Origin of the sequence: Streptomyces sp. NPDC059906 (assembly GCF_042730645.1) — a bacterium.
In the GTDB taxonomy this organism is placed as follows: Bacteria; Actinomycetota; Actinomycetes; order Streptomycetales; family Streptomycetaceae; genus Streptomyces; species Streptomyces rubrogriseus.
Window position 1 is genome coordinate 108,703 of the sequence record NZ_JBHWKU010000025.1, and the last position, 22,332, is coordinate 131,034.

A 22,332-nucleotide genomic window follows, 5' to 3' on the forward strand; every position below is an offset into this window, starting at 1 on the left:
CGACATGGCGAGCAGCACCCGGTACCCGTACACCGCGCCCGCGACGGTCGCGGCGGCGAGCAGACCGTACACGACGGCGTACGTCGCACCGCCCTGCGGCAGGCCGAACAGCCGCCCGAGCACGCCCACCATCACGTCCCCGCCGATCCACACGGTCAGCGCGGTGTGGCCGAGGGCGAGGAGCAGGCCGACCTGGCCGGTGACTACGGCAGGTACGGCACCCAGGGCCACGTCGACATCGTCGCGGCCTGCGCACGGCCCGGCACGGTCGTCGTGCACAGCCAGCGCGACCCCCGGCACCCCGACCACGAGCGCTCGCAGATGTACCTGGAGCTCCTGCGCGGCCGGACCGACGCCAGGGGCCGCCGCCTGGAGGTCGTCGAGGTTCCCGCACCGACGGTCCTGAGGGACGAGGAGGGCGACTGGGTCGACTACTCGTACATCAACCACTACGTGTGCAACGGCGGCGTCGTCTTCTGCGCCTTCGGCGACCCGAACGACGAACTCGCCGCGGGCATCTTCCGCCGTCTGTTCCCCGAGCGGACGGTGACCCTGGTGGACGCGCGTACGATCTTCGTGGGTGGCGGGGGCTACCAACTGCTGCGTGATTCATCAGTGAACCTCAGTCTTTCTCATCGGTTATCTTGATCGTGTGAAGCTTTCCGAGTGGGCGGCGCGCAACGGTGTGCACTACCAGACCGCGTGGGCGTGGGCGAAAGAGGGCCGTATGCCGGTCCCTGTGCGCCAGACGCCATCCGGAACGTGGCTGGTCGACGAGCCCACCTCGAAGACGTCTGGCCGGGTCGTGGCGTACTGCCGGGTCTCGTCGGCGGACCAGAAGCCGGACCTTGACCGGCAGGTGGCCCGCGTGGTCCAGGGGGCCACTGGTCTTGGCCTGCAGGTCGCGGAAGTCGTGACCGAGGTCGGTTCGGGGCTGAATGGGCGGCGACGCAAGCTGCACCGGCTGCTGTCCGACCCGCAGGCCGGGGTGATCGTGGTCGAGTACCGTGACCGGCTGGCCCGGTTCGGGGTCGAGCACCTGGAGGCCGTCCTGTCGGCGTCCGGGCGGCGTCTGGTCGTCCTCGACCCCGCCGAGACCGCCGAGACCGCCGATGACCTGGTGCGGGACATCACCGAGGTGCTGACGTCGATGTGCGCGCGCCTGTACGGGCGGCGGGCGGCGAAGAACCGGGCGGCTCGAGCGGTGGCCGTAGCGACCGGCGAGGCCGCCGAGTGAAGAAGTTTCAGCCGCAGCCCGGGTTCGTGGTGCAGGCGTTCCGTTTCGCCCTGGACCCGAACGCCGCCCAGGAGCGCGTGTTGCGCTCGCACTGCGGTGCTGCGCGGGCCGCGTACAACTGGGCGGTCGGCTGGGTCGAGGCGTCGTGGTGGCAGCGCCGCGCGGAGGAGTCCTACGGAATTCCCGAGGCGGAGCTGACGGAGTGGCGGCCGTGGTCGCTGCCCGCTCTGCGGAAGGCGTTCAACGCCGCCAAGCACACCGACCCCAGGTTCGCCGCGTGGTGGGAGGAGAACTCCAAGGAGGCGTACTCCACCGGTCTCGCGAACGCTGCCGCCGCGTTCGACAACTACGCGAAGTCGAAGCAGGGCAAGCGCCGTGGCCGTGCGACTGGCATGCCCCGGTTCAAGTCGAAGCGGAAGGCGCGTCTGTCCTGCCGGTTCACGACCGGCGCGATCCGCGTGGACGCCGACGGCCGGCACGTGACGCTGCCGAGGCTGGGCGCGATCCGCACCCATGAGCCCACGGTGAAGCTCCTCACCCGCGTCCAGGCCGGGACGGCGCGGATCCTGTCTGCGACCGTGCGGCACGAGTGCGGACGCTGGTTCGTCTCCTTCCAGGCCGAGGCCAAGCGCGACCTCGAACGCGTCGCCCGGCCCGGTGCAGCGGTCGGTATCGACCTCGGGGTGAAGACCCTCGCGGTGATGGCCGACAGCTCCGGCGAGATCAGCACCGTGCCCAACCCCGGGCACTACGACCGGGCGCGTGAGCAGCTGCGCCGCACCTCCCGCGTCGTGTCCCGCCGCCGGGGCCCCGACCGCAGGACCGGGCAGAAGCCGTCGAAGCGGTGGGAGAAGGCCAACGCCGCCCGCAACAAGGTGCATCACCGGGTCGCGAACCTCCGCGAAGACGCCCTGCACAAGCTCACCACGAGCGTGGCGGCCGAGTACGGCACCGTCGTCGTCGAGGACCTCAACGTCGCCGGGATGCTCCGCAACCGGCGTCTCGCGCGCAGGATCGCCGACGCCGGATTCGGTGAGATCCGCCGCCAGCTCACCTACAAAACCCAGCGCCACGGCTGCCGCATCCTGGCCGCCGACCGCTGGTTCCCCTCCTCCAAGACCTGTTCCGGGTGCGGCGCGGTGAAAGCCAAGCTGCCGCTGCACGTCCGGACCTTCGAATGCGACGCCTGCCACCTGGCCATCGACCGGGACGACAACGCCGCAGTCAACCTCGCCGCGCTCGCGGCAGCCAGCACCACTGGTACCGGAGTGGCCGGAGACCAGGACACCGCCCCGGCGGCGTCGAAGCCTCGTGGAGCCGACCAGAAGACCCGCACCACCCGCCCCCGCCACAAGGCGGAGACGGGGCGGGCAGGTGGCGCAACCCTGCCGCACCAGCGGCAGACAGAAACGAGAGACCGTACTCAAGCCGAAGCCCTCACGCTCTGGTGACGAGACGGACCTTCCTGGCCGAAATGCCCGGAATACTGAGAGTCGCTGGGGCTCTGAGTAACGGCATCCACTGCATCACGCAGCAACAGCAACGGCCGAGGACCTAGAAGACCCGGGAGTGCACATGGCCGGTGGTGGGCGCAGGCAGGCCCCGCCGCGCGAGGACGTGCTCGCCGCCGCCATGGAGATGATCGCCGAGCGCGGACTGGAGAAGCTCACCATGGCGGCGCTCGGCCGCGAGGTCGGCATGAGCAGCGGCCACCTCCTGTACTACTTCGGCTCCAAGGACGAACTGCTGCTGCGCACCCTGGAGTGGAGCGAGGGCCGCCTCGGCGCCGAGCGCGGCCGCCTGCTCACCCGGCCCGGCACCGCCCGGGAACGCCTCGGCGCCTACGTCGACCTGTACGTCCCCGACGGCCACCGCGACCCGCACTGGACGCTGTGGCTGGAGGTGTGGAACCGCTCACAGAACGCCCCCGACGAGGCCCGCGACCGGCAGGCCGCCATCGAGGGCGCCTGGCACCGCGACCTGGCCGCCCTGCTCGCCGAGGGCATCTCGCGCGGCGAGTTCCGCGCCGTGGACCCGGACCGCTTCGCGTCCCGGCTGCGGGCACTCCTCGACGGCTTCGCCATCCACGTGGCGATCGGACTGCGGGGGACGGACCGGGCGCAGGTGCTCGGTCACGTACGGGACTTCCTGGCGGACGGCCTCTACGGGCGGGACTGAGTCCGCCCGCGGACGGTCGCCGTTCGCATCCTGAGACGGGCGATGGACAGGGGGACGGAATGTGCCAGACTGCCACCGTGCTCTCGTTCGCCATGATTATTGGCAGCAGGCGCGCCGGTCCGCAGTGACCACCACGTACGACCAGGTACGGGTGGACACCGTCGTCCTCGACCCGCGCGCAGACCTCTCGCACCCGCGAGAGGTTTTTCGCTTTCCTGGCCCACCCGAGCCGGGAAGAGAGCGCGAGGGATCATAGACGGACGGTGGAACCGGTCATTCCGGTAGACCGAGATCCCCAACAGGAGCCTTCAGATCATGACCGCAACCAGCGAACTCGACGATTCGTTCCACGTCTTCGACACCACTCTGCGGGACGGCGCGCAGCGCGAGGGCATCAACCTCACGGTCGCGGACAAGCTGGCCATCGCACGGCACCTGGACGACTTCGGTGTGGGCTTCATCGAGGGCGGCTGGCCCGGCGCCAACCCGCGGGACACCGAGTTCTTCGCCCGCGCCCAGCAGGAGATCGACTTCCGGCACGCCCAGCTGGTCGCCTTCGGCTCCACCCGCCGCGCGGGCGCCACCGCCGCCGAGGACCACCAGGTCAAGGCGCTGCTCGACTCCGGCGCCCAGGTGATCACCCTGGTCGCCAAGTCGCACGACCGGCACGTCGAACTGGCCCTGCGCACCACGCTGGACGAGAACCTGGCGATGGTCGCCGACACGGTCTCCCACCTGAAGGCCCAGGGCCGCCGGGTCTTCGTCGACTGCGAGCACTTCTTCGACGGCTACCGCGCCAACCCCGAGTACGCGAAGGCGGTCGTGCGCACCGCCTCCGAGGCCGGTGCCGACGTCGTCATCCTGTGCGACACCAACGGCGGCATGCTCCCGGCGCAGATCCAGGCGGTGGTCGCCACGGTGCTGGCCGACACCGGCGCCCGGCTCGGCATCCACGCCCAGGACGACACCGGCTGCGCCGTCGCCAACACGCTCGCCGCCGTCGACGCGGGCGCGACCCACGTCCAGTGCACGGCCAACGGCTACGGCGAGCGGGTCGGCAACGCCAACCTGTTCCCGGTCGTGGCCGCCCTGGAGCTGAAGTACGGCAAGCAGGTGCTGCCCGAGGGCCGCCTGCGCGAGATGACCCGCATCTCCCACGCCATCGCCGAGGTCGTCAACCTCACCCCCTCCACCCACCAGCCCTACGTGGGCGTCTCCGCCTTCGCCCACAAGGCCGGCCTGCACGCCTCCGCGATCAAGGTCGACCCGGACCTCTACCAGCACATCGACCCCGAGCTGGTCGGCAACACCATGCGGATGCTGGTCTCCGACATGGCAGGACGTGCCTCCATCGAGCTGAAGGGCAAGGAACTCGGCATCGACCTCGGCGGCGACCGCGAGCTGGTCGGCCGGGTCGTCGAGCGGGTCAAGGAGCGCGAGCTGGCGGGCTACACCTACGAGGCCGCCGACGCCAGCTTCGAGCTGCTGCTGCGCGCCGAGGCCGAGGGCAGGCCGCTGAAGTACTTCGACGTCGAGTCCTGGCGCGCGATCACCGAGGACCGCCCCGACGGCAGCCACGCCAACGAGGCCACGGTCAAGCTCTGGGCCAAGGGCGAGCGCATCGTCGCCACCGCCGAGGGCAACGGCCCGGTCAACGCCCTCGACCGGTCCCTGCGTGTCGCCCTGGAGAAGATCTACCCCGAGCTGGCCAAGCTCGACCTGGTCGACTACAAGGTCCGCATCCTGGAGGGCGTGCACGGCACCCAGTCCACCACCAGGGTGCTCATCTCCACGTCCGACGGCACGGGGGAGTGGGCCACGGTGGGCGTCGCGGAGAACGTCATCGCCGCCTCCTGGCAGGCCCTGGAGGACGCGTACACGTACGGGCTGCTGCGGGCCGGGGTCGCGCCCGCCGAGTGAGCGGGGCGGTTACTGGATCCACTCTTTATGTCTGATTGAGGTCCATTCGGGTAAGTTCGAACGTATGAAGGGCGTTCGTGCGCAAGTCCTCATACGCCTCCTGGTCGCGCCGGTCGTCGCCGCGCTGGCGGTGCTGCTCGCCGGTGCGCCCGGCGCGCAGGCGGAGACCGGTGTCTCCGAGATCGGCGCGGCCCTGCGCGAGAGTCCGGTGTACGTGGACCCGGCCGCTTCCGACCTGCTGTCCGAGTCGGACGCGGACGCGCTCGCCGACAAGATCGAGGACGCGGGCGAACCGGTCTTCGTGGCGGTCCTCCCGGACGGCTACCCGACCGAGAACCTCTTCCAGAACCTCCGCACCGAGACCGGCATCACCGGTCTGTACGGCGTCCGCCTCGGCGACCGCTTCGACGCCCGCGCCGACAGCAGCGTGCTGAGCCGCCAGGGCGTGCACAACCTGGTCACCGCCGTCCAGGGCGCGGGCGATCCCAAGGCCCAGCTGAACGACTTCGTCGACGACGCGCTGCGCAGCGTGCGCGGCTCCGCCCCCTCGTCCTGGGACTCCGGCGGCGGCTCCGCGCCCACCGGCGCCCTGATCACCGCGGGCGCGGTGGTGGTGGTCGGCGGCACGGGCGTCTACGCGCTCTCCCGGCGCAACCGCCACCGCCGCGAGGAGGAGCAGCGGGTGGCGCTGGAGCGGCTGCGGGTGGTGGTCGACGAGGACATCACGGCGTTCGGCGAGGAGCTGGACCGCCTGGACTTCTACCCCGGGGAACCGGGCGCCGACGACGCGATGCGGGCCGACTACGAACGTGCCCTGGACGCCTACGAGCAGGCCAAGACGTACATGGCCGACGCCCGCAAACCGGAGGACGTGCGTGCCGTCACCCAGGCGGTGGAGGACGGGCGCTTCTCGCTCGCGCAGCTCGCCGCCCGCCGCGAGGGCAGGGCGCTGCCCGAACGCCGTCCGCCCTGTTTCTTCGACCCGCGCCACGGCCCTTCGGTCGCCGACGCCACCTGGACCCCGCCGGGCGGCACCACCCGCCAGGTCCCGGTCTGCGCCGCCGACCGGGCCCGGCTGTCCGACGGGCGGGACCCGATGATCCGCGAGGTGGACACCGACCAGGGCCGCCGCCCCTACTGGGACGCGGGCCCGGCCTACGGCCCCTGGGCGGGCGGCTACTTCGGCGCCGGCATCCTGCCCGGCCTGCTGGTCGGCACCATGCTCGGCGGCATGATGGCGGGCCCCGCCTACGGAGCCGGTTACGGCACCGGGTACGGAGACTTCGGCGGCCACGAGGGCGGCGACGTCTCGGGCGGCGACTTCGATCCCGGCGACTTCGGGGGCGGCTTCGGCGGCGGTGACTTCGGCGGTGGCGGCGGCTTCGGCGGCGGAGGGGACTTCGGCGGCGGCTTCTGAGGCGCCCGCGACGGGTCTCAGCGCCTGTCGGCCGTCGGCCTGCCCGTCGTCAGCCTGTCCGCCGTCGGCCTGTCCACCGGCCTGTCCGCCGTCGGCTCCCCGACCGCCGGACGGTCCGTGCCGGACCGCACGGGCCGCCCCCGGTGCGCGCCGCTCCCGCGCCGGACGACGGCCACGGCCACGAGGCCGACCGCCAGGCCGAGGGCGGTCTGGACGCCGAACGGCTCACCGAACATGAGGGCGCCCCACACGGCCGTGACCGGGGCCATCAGGAACATGAGGGTGTTGACCTCGGTGATGCCGGACCGGCGCAGGATCAGCCAGTACAGGCCGTAGCCGCCGAAGGTCGGCAGGACCACCAGCCAGGCGGTCGCCAGCCAGAACGAGGAACCGGCCGGCGGTGCCGCCGCCCCGAGGCCCAGGGCCAGTCCGGAGAAGAGGACGGCGCTGGTCGCACAGTGGATCGTCAGGGCGACGCGGGGCGCGACCGGCACCCGTGTGCGGCCCTCCAGGAAGGTGGCCGCCACCAGCGACAGCATGCCGAGGAACGGGACGAGATACGCCCACCAGGCCACCTCCGCGCCCGCCGCCCCGGCGTCGGCGACCGTCACCGTGGCCACCCCCGACAGCCCCAGCCACAGTCCGAGCCACTGCCCGCGCGAGACGTACTGGCGCAGCAGGGGACCGGCGAGCGCGCCGGCGACGAGTGGCTGGACGCCGTCGATCAGGGCGGTGGTGCCGCTGGAGACGCCGAGCTCGATGGCGTAGTAGACGCTGAGCAGATAGCCGCTCTGCGACAGCGCGCCGATGGCGATCTGCCGGCCGGCGACCCGCGGTGTCAGGCCCCGCCAGGCGGCCCGGGAAACGGCCGCCGCGGCGACCAGGGCCACGGCGAGCGGCAGGAAGCGCCACATCAGGAGGGTGGGTGTGGCCGCGGTCTGAGCACCGAGCTTGGCGCCGATGAAGCCGGAGCTCCAGCACAGCACGAAGGCGGCCGAGAGTAGGACGTTCACGTCGACCCCATCCAGAGTAGACAGATCGGTTTACTCATCTTGGGTGCCCACTATACAGACCGGTATACTCATCGGCATGGGTGCAGAGGTGATGGGTCCGGAAGCGAAACCGCGCCGCGTCCGGATGACGCCCGGCGCGCGACGGGTGCTGGCAGCCGCAGAGCGGCTGTTCTACGAGCACGGCATCCACGCCGTCGGCGTGGACACCATCGCCGCCGAGGCCGGGGTGACCAAGAAGACGCTGTACGACCGCTTCGGCTCGAAGGAGCAGATCGTCGTCGAGTACCTGGCCGGACGCGACGAGCGCTGGCGGGAACTGCTCGCCGGGCGGCTGGCGACGGCGGGGGAGGGACCCGCCGCCCGGGTGGTGGCCGTCTTCGAGGCGTCGCGCGCGTGGTCGCGGCGGTACGGGGCCAAGGGGTGCAGCATGATCAACGCGCACGCGGAGATCAGTGATCCGGGCCATCCGGCGTACCCGGTCATCACCGGGCAGAAGCGGTGGATGCTCGACCTGTTCACCGGTCTGGCCCGGGACATCGACGCGGCCGGTGCCGACCGGCTGGCGCGGACGCTCATGCTGCTGCACGAGGGGGCGCTGGTCTCCCACGGGGTGGGCGTCCTCCCCGACCCCTTCGGTGCCGCCCTCGACCAGGTGCGGGAGCTGCTGGACGGGTGAGACGGGCGGCGGCCGCGGGCGGCGGCGCTACGGTGCGCGCATGCCGCCCGCCACAGCGCTCCTCGCCGTCGACGGTCGCGGGACGTCAGGCCTGCCTGATCGCCGAGATGTCGAAGTTCAGCTTGATCTTGTCGGAGACCAGTACGCCGCCCGTCTCCAGGGCCGCGTTCCAGGTGAGCCCCCACTCCGAGCGCTTGATCTCCGCCTTGCCCTCGAAGCCGACGCGCTCGTTGCCGAACGGGTCCTTGGCGGCGCCGTTGAACTCCAGGTCGATGGTGAGCGGCTTGGTCGTGCCGAGGATCGACAGGTCACCGGTGATGCGGTAGTCGTCGCCGCCCAGGGACTCCGCGCCGGTGGAGCGGAAGGTCATCGTCGGGTGCTCGCCCGTGTTGAAGAAGTCCGAGCTCTTCAGGTGGCCGTCACGGTCGGGGGAACCCGTGTCGATGCTGTCCATCGTGATGTCCAGGGACGCCGTGGAGCGGGACGGGTCGGTGCCGTCCAGGTGCAGCGTGCCGGTGAAGTCGAGGAACTTGCCCTTGACGTTGGTGACCATCGCGTGGCGCGCGGTGAAGCCGATCGTCGTGTGGGCCGGGTCGACGGTGTAGTCGCCGGTCAGCGTGGAGAGGTCGGGGGTGGTGGTCATGGTGTCCTCCGAGGAAGGCGTTGAAGTTGAATGTTCAACCAGTCCAACGGTCTCGACTCTAGGGCTATTCCGCGCCGCCATCAACCACCCGCGCCGCACGTGTTGCGGCACCGTTCCCCTCCGCCTCCAGGCGTGATAAACGGCATGAGCATGACCCCACAGCGCCCCACCGCCCCCACCCGCCGCGCGGTCCTGCTCGCCGCGGCGGCCGCCGCCGCCCTCACCGCCGTCCCCCGAGCCGCGGCCGCCACCGCCGACCCCTACGACGCCCTCCGCCGCCGCTGGCTCGACATCGCCCTCGGCACCGGCTACGACCCGGCGGCCGAGCCGTACGCCTCCCGCCTCGCCGAGACCGGCGAGCGCGCCCGCGAGCACCGCGCCACCATGGCCCCCACCCCCACCTCCCTGTGGCCCGGCCACCCCTTCGACCCGCCGGCCGGCATCACCTTCGCCTACGGCCGCCTGTGGACGATGACCGAGGCGTACGTGCAGGAGGGCACCGGCGCCACCGGCGACCCCGCCCTCCTCGCCGACATCCTGCGCGGCCTCGACCATCTCTCGGCCACCGTCTACAACCCGGCCACCACCCGCTACGGCAACTGGTGGGAATGGCAGATCGGCAGCCCCCGGCTCCTGATGGACATCACGGCCGCCCTCCACGACCACCTCGGCGCCGACCGCGTGGCCGCCGCCTGCGCCGCCGTCGACCACTTCGTCCCCGACGCCATGCTCGGCGACTACACCGGCACCTCCACCGGCGCCAACCGCGTCGACCTGTGCCGCTCCGTCGCCCTGCGCGGCGTCCTCGGCCGGGCGCCGGACAAGCTCGCCCTGGCCCGCGACGCCCTCTCGCCGGTCTTCCCGTACGTCACCGAGGGGGACGGGCTCTACGCCGACGGCTCGTTCGTCCAGCACACCTGGGTCGCCTACTCGGGGACGTACGGCCAGGTCATGCTGGACGGCCTCGGCCGGCTGTTCACCCTGCTGGCCGGCTCCGAGTGGGAGGTGACCGACCCGGGCAGGCAGATCGTCCTCGACAGCGTCGAACATGCCTACGCACCCCTGATCCACGACGGCCTCGTCATGGACGTCGTCAACGGGCGGGCCATCAGCCGGGGCTACCTCAAGAGCGACGACCTGCACGTCATGCGCAGCGACCACTTCCACGGCCAGCAGCTCGTCGCCGCCATGGCGGTCCTCGCGGGCGGGGCGAGCGACGCCGAGCGGGAGCGCTGGTACGCCCGGATCAAGGGCTGGACCGAACGGGACACCGTCACCCCGATCCTGACCGCGCCCCAGTTCCCGGTCGCCGACCTGGCCCGGCTGCACGCGATCGCCGACGCCCCCGGCGAGGCCGTCCCCGAACCCGCCGGGCACCACCTCTTCGCGGCCATGGACCGCGCCGTCCACCGCCGCCCCGCCTTCACCGCGGGCCTCGCCATGGCCAGTGACCGCATCGCCCACTACGAGTGCGGCAACGGCGAGAACCCGCGCGGCTGGCACACCGGCGCGGGCATGCTCACCTGGTGGGCGAACGGGACCGCCGCGGATCAGTACACGGACTGGTTCTGGCCCACCGTCGACTGGTACCGGCTGCCCGGCACCACCGTCTCCACCAAGCGCCTCGCCGACCGGGCGGGCGGCGAGTGGGGCGAACCCAAACCGGACGTGCGATGGGTCGGCGGCGCGACCGACGGCGCGTACGCGGCCGTGGGCCAGCACCTCAAGGGGCTCGGCTCCACACTGGAGGCCCGCAAGTCCTGGTTCTTCCTCGACGACGCCGTGGTCTGCCTGGGCGCCGGCATCACGTGCGCGGACGGCGTACCGGTCGAGACGGTCGTGGACAACCGCAACCTGGGGGAGGGCGGCACCCAGGCCCTCGTACGCGGCCGGCACTGGGCCCACCTGGAGGGCCACGGCGGCTGGATCGTGCCCGAGGGGGCCCTGCGGACCCTGCGCGAGGACCGCACCGGAGCCTGGTCCGACATCAACACCACCAGCACGACCGAGCGCCGCACCCGCCGCTGGCAGACCCTCTGGCTCGACCACGGCACCGACCCGGCCGGCGCCGACTACGTCTACACCGTCATGCCGGGCGCCTCCCGGGCGGCCCTCGCCCGCCGCGCCGCGGACCGCCACTGGCTCACCGTCCTCGCCAACGACGACCGCCGCCAGGCGGTGACCGTCCCCTCCCTCGGTCTGACGGCCGCCAACTTCTGGCAGGCCGGCACCGCGGGCCCGCTCACCACGACGGCCGGGGCGAGTGTGCTCGTCCGCCGCCGGGGCCGTACCGCTACGCTCCGGGTGAGCGAACCGCCGCGCACGGGAGAGCCCCTGGAGATCGTCTGGGACCACCCGGTGGGAGCGGTGCTGCGGGCCGACGAGACGGTCGAGATCCTCGCGACGGGCCGCCGACTGCACCTCCGCGTCACTCCAGGGGTGGTATGTACCACCCATGAATGTGAGGTGACTCTCAGCTGACGGCTTTGTGCGACCTCTACAAGTCAGAGGCCCTCTGAGCAGTCGGAAGCGCTGCACGGGGTGGGAGTTCTGTTCGGTGCTACCAGGAAAACGGGCCGGAGACTGTACGGAGTCGACGGCTCGCAATCCTTGGTCGGCTTCGTAGAGTCGCTACATGACCGTTTTGGATGAGGCGCCGGGCGAGCCGACGGACGCGCGTGGACGCGTGGCCGAGCTGCACGGGATCCGTGCGCAGGCGCTCGCCGGGCCGAGCGAGAAGGCGACCGCGGCGCAGCACGCCAAGGGCAAGCTGACGGCACGTGAGCGCATCGAGCTGCTCCTGGACCCCGACTCCTTCCGCGAGGTCGAGCAGCTGCGCCGGCACCGGGCGACCGGGTTCGGCCTGGAGGCCAAGAAGCCGTACACCGACGGTGTCATCACCGGCTGGGGCACGGTCGAGGGCCGCACGGTCTTCGTCTACGCCCACGACTTCCGGATCTTCGGCGGCGCGCTGGGCGAGGCCCACGCCACGAAGATCCACAAGATCATGGACATGGCCATCGCGGCCGGTGCCCCGCTGGTGTCGCTGAACGACGGCGCCGGCGCCCGTATCCAGGAGGGCGTCAGCGCGCTCGCCGGATACGGCGGCATCTTCCAGCGCAACACCAAGGCGTCCGGCGTCATCCCGCAGATCAGCGTGATGCTCGGCCCCTGCGCGGGCGGCGCGGCCTACAGCCCCGCCCTGACCGACTTCGTCTTCATGGTCCGCGACACCTCGCAGATGTTCATCACGGGCCCGGACGTCGTCAAGGCGGTCACCGGCGAGGAGATCACGCAGAACGGCCTGGGCGGCGCCGACGTGCACGCCGAGACGTCCGGCGTGTGCCACTTCGCCTACGACGACGAGGAGACCTGCCTCGCCGAGGTCCGCTACCTCCTCTCCCTGCTCCCGCAGAACAACCGGGAGAACCCGCCCCGCGCCGAGTCCTCCGACCCCGTGGACCGTCGCTCGGACACGCTCCTCGACCTGGTCCCGGCGGACGGCAACCGCCCGTACGACATGACCAAGGTCATCGAGGAACTCGTCGACGAGGGCGAGTACCTGGAGGTCCACGAGCGCTGGGCCCGCAACATCATCTGCGCGCTGGCCCGCCTCGACGGGCAGGTCGTCGGCATCGTCGCCAACCAGCCGCAGGCCCTGGCCGGCGTCCTGGACATCGAGGCGTCGGAGAAGGCGGCCCGCTTCGTCCAGATGTGCGACGCCTTCAACATCCCGATCATCACCCTTCTGGACGTACCCGGCTTCCTGCCCGGCGTCGACCAGGAGCACGGCGGCATCATCCGCCACGGCGCCAAGCTCCTCTACGCCTACTGCAACGCGACCGTGCCCCGGATCTCGCTGATCCTGCGCAAGGCGTACGGAGGTGCTTACATCGTCATGGACAGCCAGTCCATCGGCGCCGACCTCACCTACGCCTGGCCGACCAACGAGATCGCCGTCATGGGCGCGGAAGGTGCCGCGAACGTCATCTTCCGCCGGCAGATCGCCGACGCCGAGGACCCCGAGGCCATGCGGGCGCGCATGGTCAAGGAGTACAAGTCCGAGCTGATGCACCCCTACTACGCGGCCGAACGCGGCCTGGTCGACGACGTCGTCGACCCCGCCGAGACCCGCGAGGTGCTGATCAAGTCCCTGGCGATGCTCCACACCAAGCACGCCGACCTGCCCTCCCGCAAGCACGGCAACCCGCCGCAGTGACCCGAGGAGCCACTTCCATGTCCACTGCCGACATCCGCGTCGAGAAGGGCCACGCCGAGCCCGAGGAAGTCGCCGCCATCACGGCCCTCCTCCTGGCCCGCGCGGCCGCCCGCCCCGCCGAGATCGCGCCGACCCACGGCGGCGGCCACGCCCGCGCGGGCTGGCGCCGCCTGGAGCGCGAGCCGGGTTTCAGGGCACCGCACAGCTGGCGCTGACCTGAGCAACAAGAGAGGCCCCTCCACTCGGAGGGGCCTCTCTTGTTGCGCCGGGCTCGGTGAACGCCCCAGGGGCGCGGGGAACTGCGCGACCAGCCACGTACTGCCCGCACCCGGCAACGAAACCGCCCCCGGCAGCCCAGTGGCCGCAGGGGGCGTCGCGCAACCCGGCGCTGACGGGGTGCCGCCTGCGCCCACCCGTGCCGCCCCAGCGGCACGACTGCCCGCAGGCGGGGCGGGGGAGGCGGCGGCACGACTGCCCGCAGGCGGGGCGGGGGAGGCGGCGGCACGACTGCCCGCAGGCGGGGCGGGGGAGGCGGCGGCACGACTGCCCGCAGGGGCAGGGTCAGCGCAGGCGGGCCATCAGGGCGTGCTCCACGAGAGTGATGAGCGCGGACTTCGCGTCGGCGCGGTGCCGCGCGTCCGTCGTGATGATCGGGGTGTCCGGGCCGATCTGGAGGGCCTCGCGCACCTCGTCCGGCTGGTAGGGCTGCTGCCCGTCGAAGCCGTTCAGCGCGATGACGAACGGCAGACCGCTGTTCTCGAAGTAGTCGACGGCCGGGAAGCAGTCGGCCAGACGCCTCGTGTCGACCAGGACGATCGCCCCGATGGCGCCGCGCACCAGGTCGTCCCACATGAACCAGAACCGGTCCTGGCCGGGCGTACCGAAGAGGTACAGGATCAGGTCCTGGTCGAGCGTGATGCGGCCGAAGTCCATGGCGACCGTCGTGGTCGTCTTGTCCCCCGTATGGGTGAGGTCGTCGATGCCCGCGGACGCGGATGTCATCACGGCCTCGGTGCGCAGCGGATTGATCTCCGAGACAGCGCCGACGAACGTGGTCTTGCCCACGCCGAAGCCGCCCGCCACCACGATCTTCGCGGAAGTGGTGGAGCGGGAAGGACCGCCGCTAGAGCTTGCGAAGTCCACTGAGCACCCTTTCGAGCAGTGTCACGTCTGGCTGGCCGCCGGCGCTCTCGTCGCCGCCGGGCTGATGGATGGCGACCAGTCCCGCCTCCGCCAAGTCGGCGACGAGGATCCTGGCCACGCCGAGAGGGATCGTCAGGAGGGCCGAGACCTCGGCCACCGACTTGATCTCCCGGCAGAGGTTGCAGATCCGCTGATGCTCGGGCAGCTGGCCCTGCATCTGGTGCGGCTGCGCGGTGGTGTGCACCAGCGCCTCGATGGCGAGCTGGTACCGGGGCCTGGTGCGGCCGCCCGTCATGGCGTACGGGCGCACCAGGGGGTTGTTCGACGCCCCGGCGGGCGCCGGCTCAGGGGTGCGGCGCTGCGGCTGCACGGGCTGGATGCGCGGAGCATGCGGCTGGTCGTACGGCGAAGGGCCGGGGCCCTGCGGCGCGTACGGCTGCCGGTGGCTTGGCACGGAGGGGTAGCCGTACCCGTTCGCCGAGCCGTCGCCTTGGCCCTGACCAGGGCCGTACGACCAGTTGCCCGATGACGGACCGCCTGGGGGTGTTGCCACTTTTTCCTCCTCCGACTGTGCCTGGCACCCATCGCTGTGGAGCCGCGTCCCGAAACTTTACGGCCACGGGACGCCAAAACGCACCGTCTGTCCTTTAGTTGAGAAGGCTCCCTTGGAGCTCCGCCCGCAGATCGGGGGTCAAAACCGTGCCGGCACGGTCCACCAGAAGGGCCATCTCGTACCCAATGAGACCGATGTCCGCCTCGGGGTGTGCGAGAACCGCGAGGGACGAGCCGTCGGAGATGGACATGATGAAGAGGAATCCGCGCTCCATCTCCACAACCGTCTGGTTCACGCTGCCGCCCTCGAAGATGCGCGAGGCACCGGCGGTCAGCGAGGTCAGGCCGGAGGCGACGGCCGCGAGCTGATCGGCTCGGTCGCGGGGGAACCCTTCGGACATCGCCAGAAGGAGTCCGTCGGCGGAGACCACCACCGTGTGGGACACCCCCGGGGTGTTGTCCACGAAGTTGGTGATCAACCAGTTCAGGTTCTGCGCCGCCTGGCTCATCGGGCTCACACTAACGCTCCTGGTTGTAGGTGCTGTCAGGACCACGGTGTTCATTCCTTGTGTCCTGGCCGTTCGTTTCACTGCCTGCGTTGCGGCCTCGCTCGACGCCGCGCCGCAGGTTGCTCAGCCTGCCCCGGACGTCCTCCGGAGCGCGGGAGACCTGGGGGCCTCCCTGTGGAGTGGTCTCGGCCGCGCCCTCGACCAGGTTGGCCTTGGGCACCCGGCGCGGGAGGCCCGAGGAGGTCACCCCGCCCGCCTTGGGCTTGCGCAGCGAGGAGGCCTGCTGCCAGCGGTCGTCGTTGGCCGACCGCCAGGTGTCCTCGCCGCCCGCCCCCGGTGCGGCGGCCGGCGTCTCCTGGCCCACGTGCCCCGCATCGCCCGCGCCGCCCGCGGTGGATCCGCGGCGGGGAAGACCGGCGTCGGTCAGCTCGTGGGCGGCGGAGGGGGCCGGCCCCGGACGGTCGAAGCCTACGCGGTCCGCCTCGGTCACGTCAGCGGCCTCGGCGGATTGCGCCTGAGGGGCACCGGTCGGGTACTGGTCCGGATATCCGTTCTGGTATCCGTCCTGGTATCCCTCCTGCTGCGGCCAGTCGTCCTGGTGGCGCCGCTGCTCGAAGGGCGAGTAGTTCCCGGACTCCGGCAGAGCGCCGTTCGGCGCGTAGTACTGCTCGTCGTACGACGCCTGCCGCGGTTCCTGGTACGCCTGCTGCGGGTCGGCGTACGCCGACTGCTGGTCGTACGCCGCGTTCGGCGACTCCTGGTACGCGCCGTTCGGCTGCTGCTGGTAGCCGTCGGGGGACTGGTCGTAGCCCGGCTGCTGAGCGTCGTAGCCCGGCTGCTGTCCGGTGAACTGGTCCTGGAAGCCGGTGGCCCCGTCGTTCCCGGCGCCACCCTGGTCCGCGGGACCGGGCAGCTCGGGGTGCGACTGGGCCTCCAGGGCCGCGCGGCGCTCCTCGCGCATCAGCGAGCGGCCCACCGGGTCCAGCTCGCGTATGTCGTCGGGGATCTCGGCGTACCGGCTGTCGTCGAAGCCCAGCTCCGCGGCGGTGCGCATGGGCTGGCCGACAGGGCCCACCTGGCCGAAGTTCTCGCCCTGGAAGTTCTGCTCCGGGATGATCTGCGACACGGTGAACTCGTCGCGCTGCTGCTGCTCGCCGCCGCCACCGTGGGTGATGGCGTCCGGGAGCATGACCAGCGAGGTGGTGCCGGCCTGCTCGCCGGAGGGGCGAAGCTGCACGCGGATGCCGTGCCGGTCGGACAGCCGGCCGACCACGAACAGGCCCATGCGCTGCGAGATCGCGGCGTCCACGGTCGGCGGGTTGGCCAGCTTGTGGTTGATGTCCGCGAAGTCCTCGGCGGTCAGGCCGATGCCCTTGTCGTGGATCTCCACCATCACGCGGCCGTCGGGCAGCCGGGTCGCGGTGACGCGGACCTTGGTCTGCGGCGAGGAGAACGTGGTGGCGTTCTCGAGCAGCTCGGCGAGCAGGTGCACGAGGTCGGTCACGGCGCGGCCGTGGATCTCGGCCTCCGGCACACCGGACAGCTCGATGCGCTCGTACTGCTCCACCTCGGAGGAGGCGGCGCGCAGCACGTCGACCAGTGGGACCGGCTGGTCCCAGCGGCGGCCGGGCTCCTCGCCGGCGAGGACCAGGAGGTTCTCGCCGTTGCGGCGCATACGGGTGGCCAGGTGGTCCAGGCGGAAGAGGTTCTCCAGCTGGTCCGGGTCGGCCTCGTTGTTCTCCAGGTCGGTGATCAGGCTCAGCTGGCCCTCGATCAGCGACTGGTTGCGGCGCGACAGGTTGGTGAAGATCGCGTTGATGTTGCCCCGCAGCAGCGCCTGCTCGGCGGCGAGCCGGACCGCCTCGCGGTGCACCTGGTCGAAGGCGCGGGCGACCTCGCCGATCTCGTCGGTGGAGGTGATCGGGATCGGCTGGACCCGGGTGTCGACCCGGCCGGGGTCGGTGCGGGAGAGCTGGTCGACCAGCATCGGCAGGCGCTGCTCGGCGATGCCGAAGGCGGCGTTGCGCAGCTGGCGCATGGAGCGGCTCATGCCACGGGCGACCATGCCGGCCAGGATGAAGGCGGCGAGCAGCGCGATCACGACCGCGGCACCCGTGATGTAGGCGTCCCGCTCGGCGTCGTCGGCGATCGTGGACGCCTCGGACACCGCCTTGTCGGCCAGATCCGACTCGATCTTCTGGTACGCGTCGAACTTGAGGGTGTTGACCGCCCACCAGTTCTCCGGCGTGATGCCCTGCTGGGCCAGGTCCGCGCGATCGCTGGTGTCGGTGGACTCCAGCCCGGCCAGCTCCGAGATCATCGTCGTCGGGTTGGACGGCGGCGGTACGTAGTCCGGGTCCTTGGCCTTGGCCTCCTTGGCCATGGCCGCGCCGTCCTCCTTGAGCTTCGCCTCGGCGTCCTCGAGCTTCTGCGCGTCCGCCTCGGTACCGCCGCCGATGTACTCCTCGATCGCGATGCGCTCCAGGTAGGCGTACGAGGAGAGCGCGACGCGCTGGCTGGCGAGGTGGCCGGGCTCCGGGCCCGGCTTGACCAGCATGTGCATGCCGATGGAGCGCTCCAGGGAGAGCGCGGCCTTGGTCAGGGAGATCGCGTAGACGGTACGGCCGTAGGAGGTGATGTTGCCGGTGCCCAGGCCCAGCTCGTTGGCGAACTCCATCAGGGGGTGGGCGACACCGGTGTAGCCCTCCTCGGTCTCCACGCCCTTGAGCTTGGAGGTGTACGCGGCCGCCCGCAGCGTCTGGAGCTTGGGCTCCTGTTCGCGGAACACCTTCAGCCGGCGCTCCAGGCCGGCCTTGCCGGGCATGCCCTGGGCCGCCGCGTCGAAGGTGTCGGCCGCCTCGTCGGTGGCCCGGCGGGCCGCGGCGACGGTGGCGTCCTTCTCACCCTTGCCCTGCAGCAGGGGGGCCGCGGTGATGTCGCGCTCGTTGTAGAGGGCGTTGGCGTAGCCGAGGGAGGCGCGCACGAGACGCGCGGTGCTCTCGGCGTCCTCGGCGTCCTGCCAGGTGTCGATCGAGCTCTTCACCTGGAAGCCGCCCATGACGAGGCCGACCAGCACGGGTATGAGCAGGATCGCGTTCAGCCGGGTGGTCACCCGCCAGTTGCGCGGCGTGAAACGGCCACCGCTCGGCGCGGGCGGCTCGGCCTTGGGTTCCGCGGCGGGGGCGGGGGCGGGCGCCGCTGTGCGCGGCGGCGGGGTGAAGTTGCCCCGGGCCGATGGCTCGGGACTGTTCTTGCTTCGCCTCACTCGACCAACAACCTCTCGGCGGTCGGCACCTGTGTCGTGCCGCTGTGTCTCAGAACCCACTCCGTCAGTCATCGAGTACGCGCTACTGCTGAGTACGTCTTAGACCATGGGGCAGTTCTGGCATTCCAGCACGGCGACCAGCGCTCTTCCAAACAGTGGAACGCGGGGGTTACACGTGATGTAAGCCCCACGTAAAACGGTCATAAAGAGCGAGGTCCGTCAAAAGACGGGGCGTTCGTGCGCGCAGCGAGACCAGTTGACCGCGTCGCGTGTCGGTACCACCCGATTCCTCTGCCGAAACGTTATGAACAGCGGAGCCGACCGTGTCAAAGGACACAGTCGGCTCCGAACCGCCTACGACAAGTGCCGTAGACCCCTGCCGACTTGGCTGCGGCGGCCGGTGGGCCTACCGCAGACGGGCCATCAGCGCGTGCTCGACCAGCGTGATCAGAGCCGACTTCGCGTCGGCGCGGTGCCGTGCGTCCGTCGTGATGATCGGGGTGTCCGGGCCGATCTGTAGCGCCTCGCGCACCTCGTCCGGCGAGTAGGGCTGCTGGCCATCGAAGCCGTTGAGCGCGACGACGAACGGCAGACCGCTGTTCTCGAAGTAGTCGACGGCCGGGAAGCAGTCGGCCAGCCGGCGGGTGTCGCACAGCACGACCGCGCCGATGGCGCCGCGCACCAGGTCGTCCCACATGAACCAGAACCGGTCCTGGCCAGGCGTGCCGAACAGGTACAGGATCAGGTCCTGGTCGAGCGTGATGCGGCCGAAGTCCATGGCGACCGTCGTGGTCGTCTTGTCCCCGGCGTGCGTGAGGTCGTCGATCCCGGCGCTGGCCGAGGTCATCACGGCCTCGGTGCGCAGCGGGTTGATCTCGGAGACGGCGCCCACGAACGTGGTCTTGCCGACGCCGAAGCCGCCGGCCACCACGATCTTCGCGGAGGTGGTCGCCCGCCCTCCGTCAGAGCTTTCGAAGTCCACTGAGCACCCTTTCGAGCAGTGTCACGTCAGGCGCACCGCCGTTGTTCTCGTCTCCGCCAGGCTGGTGAATGGCGACGAGCCCTGCCTCCGCGAGGTCCGCGACCAGGATTCGCGCCACCCCGAGCGGCATCGCCAGCAGGGCCGACACCTCGGCCACCGATTTCACCTCGCGGCACAGGTGGCAGATCCGCTGGTGCTCGGGAAGCAGCCCCATGAGCGCTGCCGGGTCGGCCGTCGTACTGATCAGCGCCTCGATGGCGAGCTGGTAGCGCGGCCTGGTCCGGCCACCGGTCATCGCGTAGGGACGGACCAGCGGCTGGTCGCCCTCGTCCTCGTACGGCTCCGCGTACGGATCATGAGAGGCGGTGGGCGGGGTCATGAATCCTCCGGGCGGGACAGCAAGTCGGTCAGTCAAGCCGTCTGACGAGGCCGGTGGGGGGATTGTGGCGGCCGGACGGTGATTTGGTAACACGGGTGGTGCCGGGGCCGATCAGTGGAGCAGACTGCCTTGTAGTTCGGCGCGCAGGTCGGGTGTGAGGACCGCACCCGCGCGGTCGACCAGGAGCGCCATCTCGTAGCCGACGAGGCCGATGTCGCACTCCGGGTGCGCGAGGACGGCCAGGGACGAGCCGTCGGAGACGGACATGAGGAAGAGGAACCCCCGCTCCATCTCCACGACCGTCTGTGCCACGTTGCCGCCCTCGAAGATCCGGGACGCCCCGGCGGTCAGTGAGGTCAGCCCCGAGGCGACGGCCGCGAGCTGGTCGGCGCGGTCGCGAGGGAAGCCCTCGGACATCGCCAGGAGGAGTCCGTCGGCGGACACGACGACGGTGTGGGACACCCCCGGGGTGTTGTCCACGAAATTCGTGATCAACCAGTTGAGGTTCTGTGCCGCCTGGCTCATCGGGCTCAACTAACGCTCCTGCTGGTGAGTGGGCCGCGGGTAGCTGCCGGTCTGGTTGGTACCGGCCTGACGGCCCTGTGCGATTCCCCGACGGAGATTGGTCAGCCGGCCGCGCACGTCGTCGGGCGCACGCGAAACCGCCGGACCGCTCTGGTGCGACTGCTGCTGAGCCGTCCCCGGGACGAGGTTGGCCCGGGGTACCCGGCGTGGAAGGCCGGAGGTGGTGACCCCACCCGCGGCCGGCTGCCTGACGCGCTCCGCCTGCCGGACGAGATCGTCGTTCGGCGAGCTGCGCCAGGCCGAGGTGGCCGGCCGCTGGGGGGCCGCCGGGGTCTGGGGCTGGGCGGCCTGCGGCTCCGGGGACGCGGCCGGGGCGGCCTGCGGCGCCCTCGACTCGCGGTCACCGTGGAACCAGTTGGTCTCCAGCGTGTCGTACAGCGGCGTACGTCCGTCACCGGGACCGGAGGCCGGGGGCAGGGCCCAGCCGTCTCCGGGTCGCTGCGCGGAAGTCCCGTTGGTGTTCTGACCCGCGGGCTCCTGTGGAACCGGTCGCTGCGGGGCCGGCGGACGCGGGGCGCCGAAGTCGTTCCCGCCCTGCGTGCCACCCGCCTGCGGACGCTCGAACTGGCCGGTGGCGGCCGGGTCCTGACGGCCCGGCAGGTCGTGCCGGCCGGTCGAGCCGCTGTCGTAGCCCTGGGAGGCGGCGAAGCGGTCGGCCGGGGCCTGGCCGTTCGGGGCCGGCTGACCGCCGAAGACGTCCGAGCGGACGAAGGCTCCGCCGTCCTGCTGCGGGGCGGCCGGCTCGGGCCGCGCGAACTGGTCGTTCTGCGGGGCGTCCTGGCCGAACCGAGGCCGGTCGTACTGGTCCTGGCCGGGCCCGGCCTGACCGTACTGGCCCGGCGCGTACTGGTCCTGCCCGTACTGGCCCTGCTGACCGAACTGGTCCTGCCGGCCGTACTGGTCCTCGTACTCGTTCCGCGCGTCGTACTGGTTCTGGCCGGGCTGGGCGTACTGGCCAGTGTCCTGCGACTCGTCCCGACGGGGCGCCGGGGCGTCGAAGTCGGGGCGGGCGAACTCCGCCGTGGCGGCGGGGGACTGGGGCTCGCCGAACCGGGGCACGGCCGGCATCTCGGCGGTCGAGCCCGGGCCCTGACGCTCGTCGAGGCGCGGCGTCAGGTCGGTGCGGGAGCTGTCCGGCTCGTCGTGGCCGCGCGGGGCGTCCAGCGAGGCCCGCTCCACCGGCGGCTGCGCGTTCTCGTCGCTCCAGCTGGGCACCCGCGGCTGCGGGTTGCCGCCGGGCAGCTCGGCCCGCGGACCGCCGCGCGGCGGCAGCTGCGGACGACGGCCCTGCTCGGCGTCGCCGTTGCCGCCCCGCTTGCGCTGCGGGGGCGCGCCCGGGGTGCGGTTGCCGCCGAACATGTCCTGACCCGGCGAGGCGTTGTTCGCAGGCGCGTTGCCCTGCGGCGCGTTCATGCCCGCGGCCTGCAGGCCCTGCGGAGCACCGGGCGCCTGCTGACCGGCACCGGCACCGGCACCCGCGCCGGCCGGAGCCGGGCGGTTCTGCTGGCCCGGGACCGCGGGGGACTGGGGCCCGCGCGCGCCACCCGGCGCACCCGGGCGGCCGCCCGCGTCGCGCCCGGGCAGTGCGGCCCGCGGCCCCTGGCCGGCACCGAG

18 protein-coding genes and 3 pseudogenes are annotated in these 22,332 nt (G+C 71.6%); 10 read left to right on the forward strand and 11 right to left on the reverse strand.

Annotated features, from left to right (window positions below; all coding sequences use genetic code 11):
* Positions 1-207: pseudogene (locus tag ACFV9J_RS30215) on the reverse strand (cytosine permease); the annotation flags it as partial.
* Here ACFV9J_RS30215 and ACFV9J_RS30220 point away from each other — a divergent pair.
* The 6 genes and pseudogenes from ACFV9J_RS30220 to ACFV9J_RS30245 form a co-directional block, all read left to right on the forward strand.
* Positions 193-648: pseudogene (locus tag ACFV9J_RS30220) on the forward strand (agmatine deiminase family protein); the annotation flags it as partial. The pseudogenes ACFV9J_RS30215 and ACFV9J_RS30220 overlap by 15 nt on opposite strands.
* A gap of 4 nt (positions 649-652) precedes the next feature.
* Positions 653-1,237: an IS607 family transposase gene (locus tag ACFV9J_RS30225; protein ID WP_385359304.1), complete on the forward strand. Its 585-nt coding sequence runs from the start codon at positions 653-655 to the stop codon at positions 1,235-1,237.
* Positions 1,234-2,688 carry an IS607 family element RNA-guided endonuclease TnpB gene (gene tnpB, locus ACFV9J_RS30230; protein WP_385359306.1) on the forward strand — a complete coding sequence of 485 codons (1,455 nt, stop codon included), beginning with the start codon at positions 1,234-1,236 and terminating at the stop codon, positions 2,686-2,688. The genes ACFV9J_RS30225 and tnpB overlap by 4 nt, the downstream gene beginning before the upstream one ends.
* A gap of 124 nt (positions 2,689-2,812) precedes the next feature.
* Positions 2,813-3,415 (forward strand): TetR/AcrR family transcriptional regulator, encoded by a 603-nt coding sequence (locus ACFV9J_RS30235; protein WP_385359308.1) that lies wholly within the window; start codon positions 2,813-2,815, stop codon positions 3,413-3,415.
* 315 nt (positions 3,416-3,730) lie between these two features.
* Complete coding sequence (cimA, locus tag ACFV9J_RS30240) at positions 3,731-5,335, forward strand: citramalate synthase (protein WP_385359310.1); 1,605 nt, start codon at positions 3,731-3,733, stop codon at positions 5,333-5,335.
* Between the two features lie 64 nt (positions 5,336-5,399).
* Positions 5,400-6,752, forward strand: coding sequence for a hypothetical protein (locus tag ACFV9J_RS30245; RefSeq protein WP_385359312.1), 1,353 nt, complete (start codon positions 5,400-5,402; stop codon positions 6,750-6,752).
* Between the two features lie 17 nt (positions 6,753-6,769).
* Here the strand turns inward: ACFV9J_RS30245 and ACFV9J_RS30250 are convergent, their stop codons facing one another.
* Positions 6,770-7,765 carry a DMT family transporter gene (locus tag ACFV9J_RS30250; protein WP_385359314.1) on the reverse strand — a complete coding sequence of 332 codons (996 nt, stop codon included), beginning with the start codon at positions 7,763-7,765 and terminating at the stop codon, positions 6,770-6,772.
* A 76-nt stretch (positions 7,766-7,841) separates the two neighbouring features.
* Between ACFV9J_RS30250 and ACFV9J_RS30255 the strand changes: the two genes are divergently transcribed.
* A complete protein-coding gene (locus ACFV9J_RS30255) occupies positions 7,842-8,441 on the forward strand; it encodes a TetR/AcrR family transcriptional regulator (protein WP_385359316.1) in 600 nt (199 codons plus the stop codon).
* Between the two features lie 85 nt (positions 8,442-8,526).
* Here the strand turns inward: ACFV9J_RS30255 and ACFV9J_RS30260 are convergent, their stop codons facing one another.
* Positions 8,527-9,084 (reverse strand): YceI family protein, encoded by a 558-nt coding sequence (locus tag ACFV9J_RS30260; RefSeq protein WP_385359318.1) that lies wholly within the window; start codon positions 9,082-9,084, stop codon positions 8,527-8,529.
* A 150-nt stretch (positions 9,085-9,234) separates the two neighbouring features.
* On the opposite strand from ACFV9J_RS30260, the gene ACFV9J_RS30265 reads away from it, so the two are divergent.
* From ACFV9J_RS30265 to ACFV9J_RS30275, 3 genes are all read left to right on the forward strand, one after another.
* Complete coding sequence (locus ACFV9J_RS30265) at positions 9,235-11,565, forward strand: polysaccharide lyase 8 family protein (protein WP_385359329.1); 2,331 nt, start codon at positions 9,235-9,237, stop codon at positions 11,563-11,565.
* 154 nt (positions 11,566-11,719) lie between these two features.
* Complete coding sequence (locus ACFV9J_RS30270; RefSeq protein WP_385359320.1) at positions 11,720-13,303, forward strand: acyl-CoA carboxylase subunit beta; 1,584 nt, start codon at positions 11,720-11,722, stop codon at positions 13,301-13,303.
* A gap of 17 nt (positions 13,304-13,320) precedes the next feature.
* Positions 13,321-13,518 carry an acyl-CoA carboxylase epsilon subunit gene (locus ACFV9J_RS30275; RefSeq protein WP_385359322.1) on the forward strand — a complete coding sequence of 66 codons (198 nt, stop codon included), beginning with the start codon at positions 13,321-13,323 and terminating at the stop codon, positions 13,516-13,518.
* A gap of 346 nt (positions 13,519-13,864) precedes the next feature.
* Here ACFV9J_RS30275 and ACFV9J_RS30280 read toward each other — a convergent pair whose 3' ends face one another.
* From ACFV9J_RS30280 to ACFV9J_RS30315, 8 genes and pseudogenes are all read right to left on the reverse strand, one after another.
* Positions 13,865-14,446, reverse strand: a complete 582-nt coding sequence (locus tag ACFV9J_RS30280; RefSeq protein ID WP_030216560.1) for an ATP/GTP-binding protein — start codon at positions 14,444-14,446, stop codon at positions 13,865-13,867.
* The gene (locus ACFV9J_RS30285; protein WP_030188513.1) at positions 14,427-14,999 is read right to left on the reverse strand and encodes a DUF742 domain-containing protein; all 573 of its coding nucleotides are present in this window, start codon (positions 14,997-14,999) and stop codon (positions 14,427-14,429) included. The genes ACFV9J_RS30280 and ACFV9J_RS30285 overlap by 20 nt, the downstream gene beginning before the upstream one ends.
* A gap of 94 nt (positions 15,000-15,093) precedes the next feature.
* A complete protein-coding gene (locus ACFV9J_RS30290; RefSeq protein WP_004983065.1) occupies positions 15,094-15,507 on the reverse strand; it encodes a roadblock/LC7 domain-containing protein in 414 nt (137 codons plus the stop codon).
* A gap of 10 nt (positions 15,508-15,517) precedes the next feature.
* Positions 15,518-18,772 (reverse strand): nitrate- and nitrite sensing domain-containing protein, encoded by a 3,255-nt coding sequence (locus ACFV9J_RS30295; protein WP_385359325.1) that lies wholly within the window; start codon positions 18,770-18,772, stop codon positions 15,518-15,520.
* Between the two features lie 406 nt (positions 18,773-19,178).
* Positions 19,179-19,754 (reverse strand): ATP/GTP-binding protein, encoded by a 576-nt coding sequence (locus tag ACFV9J_RS30300; RefSeq protein ID WP_003973455.1) that lies wholly within the window; start codon positions 19,752-19,754, stop codon positions 19,179-19,181.
* Positions 19,735-20,133 carry a DUF742 domain-containing protein gene (locus ACFV9J_RS30305; RefSeq protein ID WP_003973454.1) on the reverse strand — a complete coding sequence of 133 codons (399 nt, stop codon included), beginning with the start codon at positions 20,131-20,133 and terminating at the stop codon, positions 19,735-19,737. Before ACFV9J_RS30305 ends, ACFV9J_RS30300 begins: the two co-directional genes overlap by 20 nt.
* A 111-nt stretch (positions 20,134-20,244) precedes the next feature.
* On the reverse strand, positions 20,245-20,658 hold the full coding sequence (locus tag ACFV9J_RS30310) for a roadblock/LC7 domain-containing protein (RefSeq protein WP_003973453.1): 414 nt from the start codon (positions 20,656-20,658) through the stop codon (positions 20,245-20,247).
* A gap of 9 nt (positions 20,659-20,667) precedes the next feature.
* A pseudogene (locus ACFV9J_RS30315) lies at positions 20,668-22,332 on the reverse strand (hypothetical protein); the annotation flags it as partial.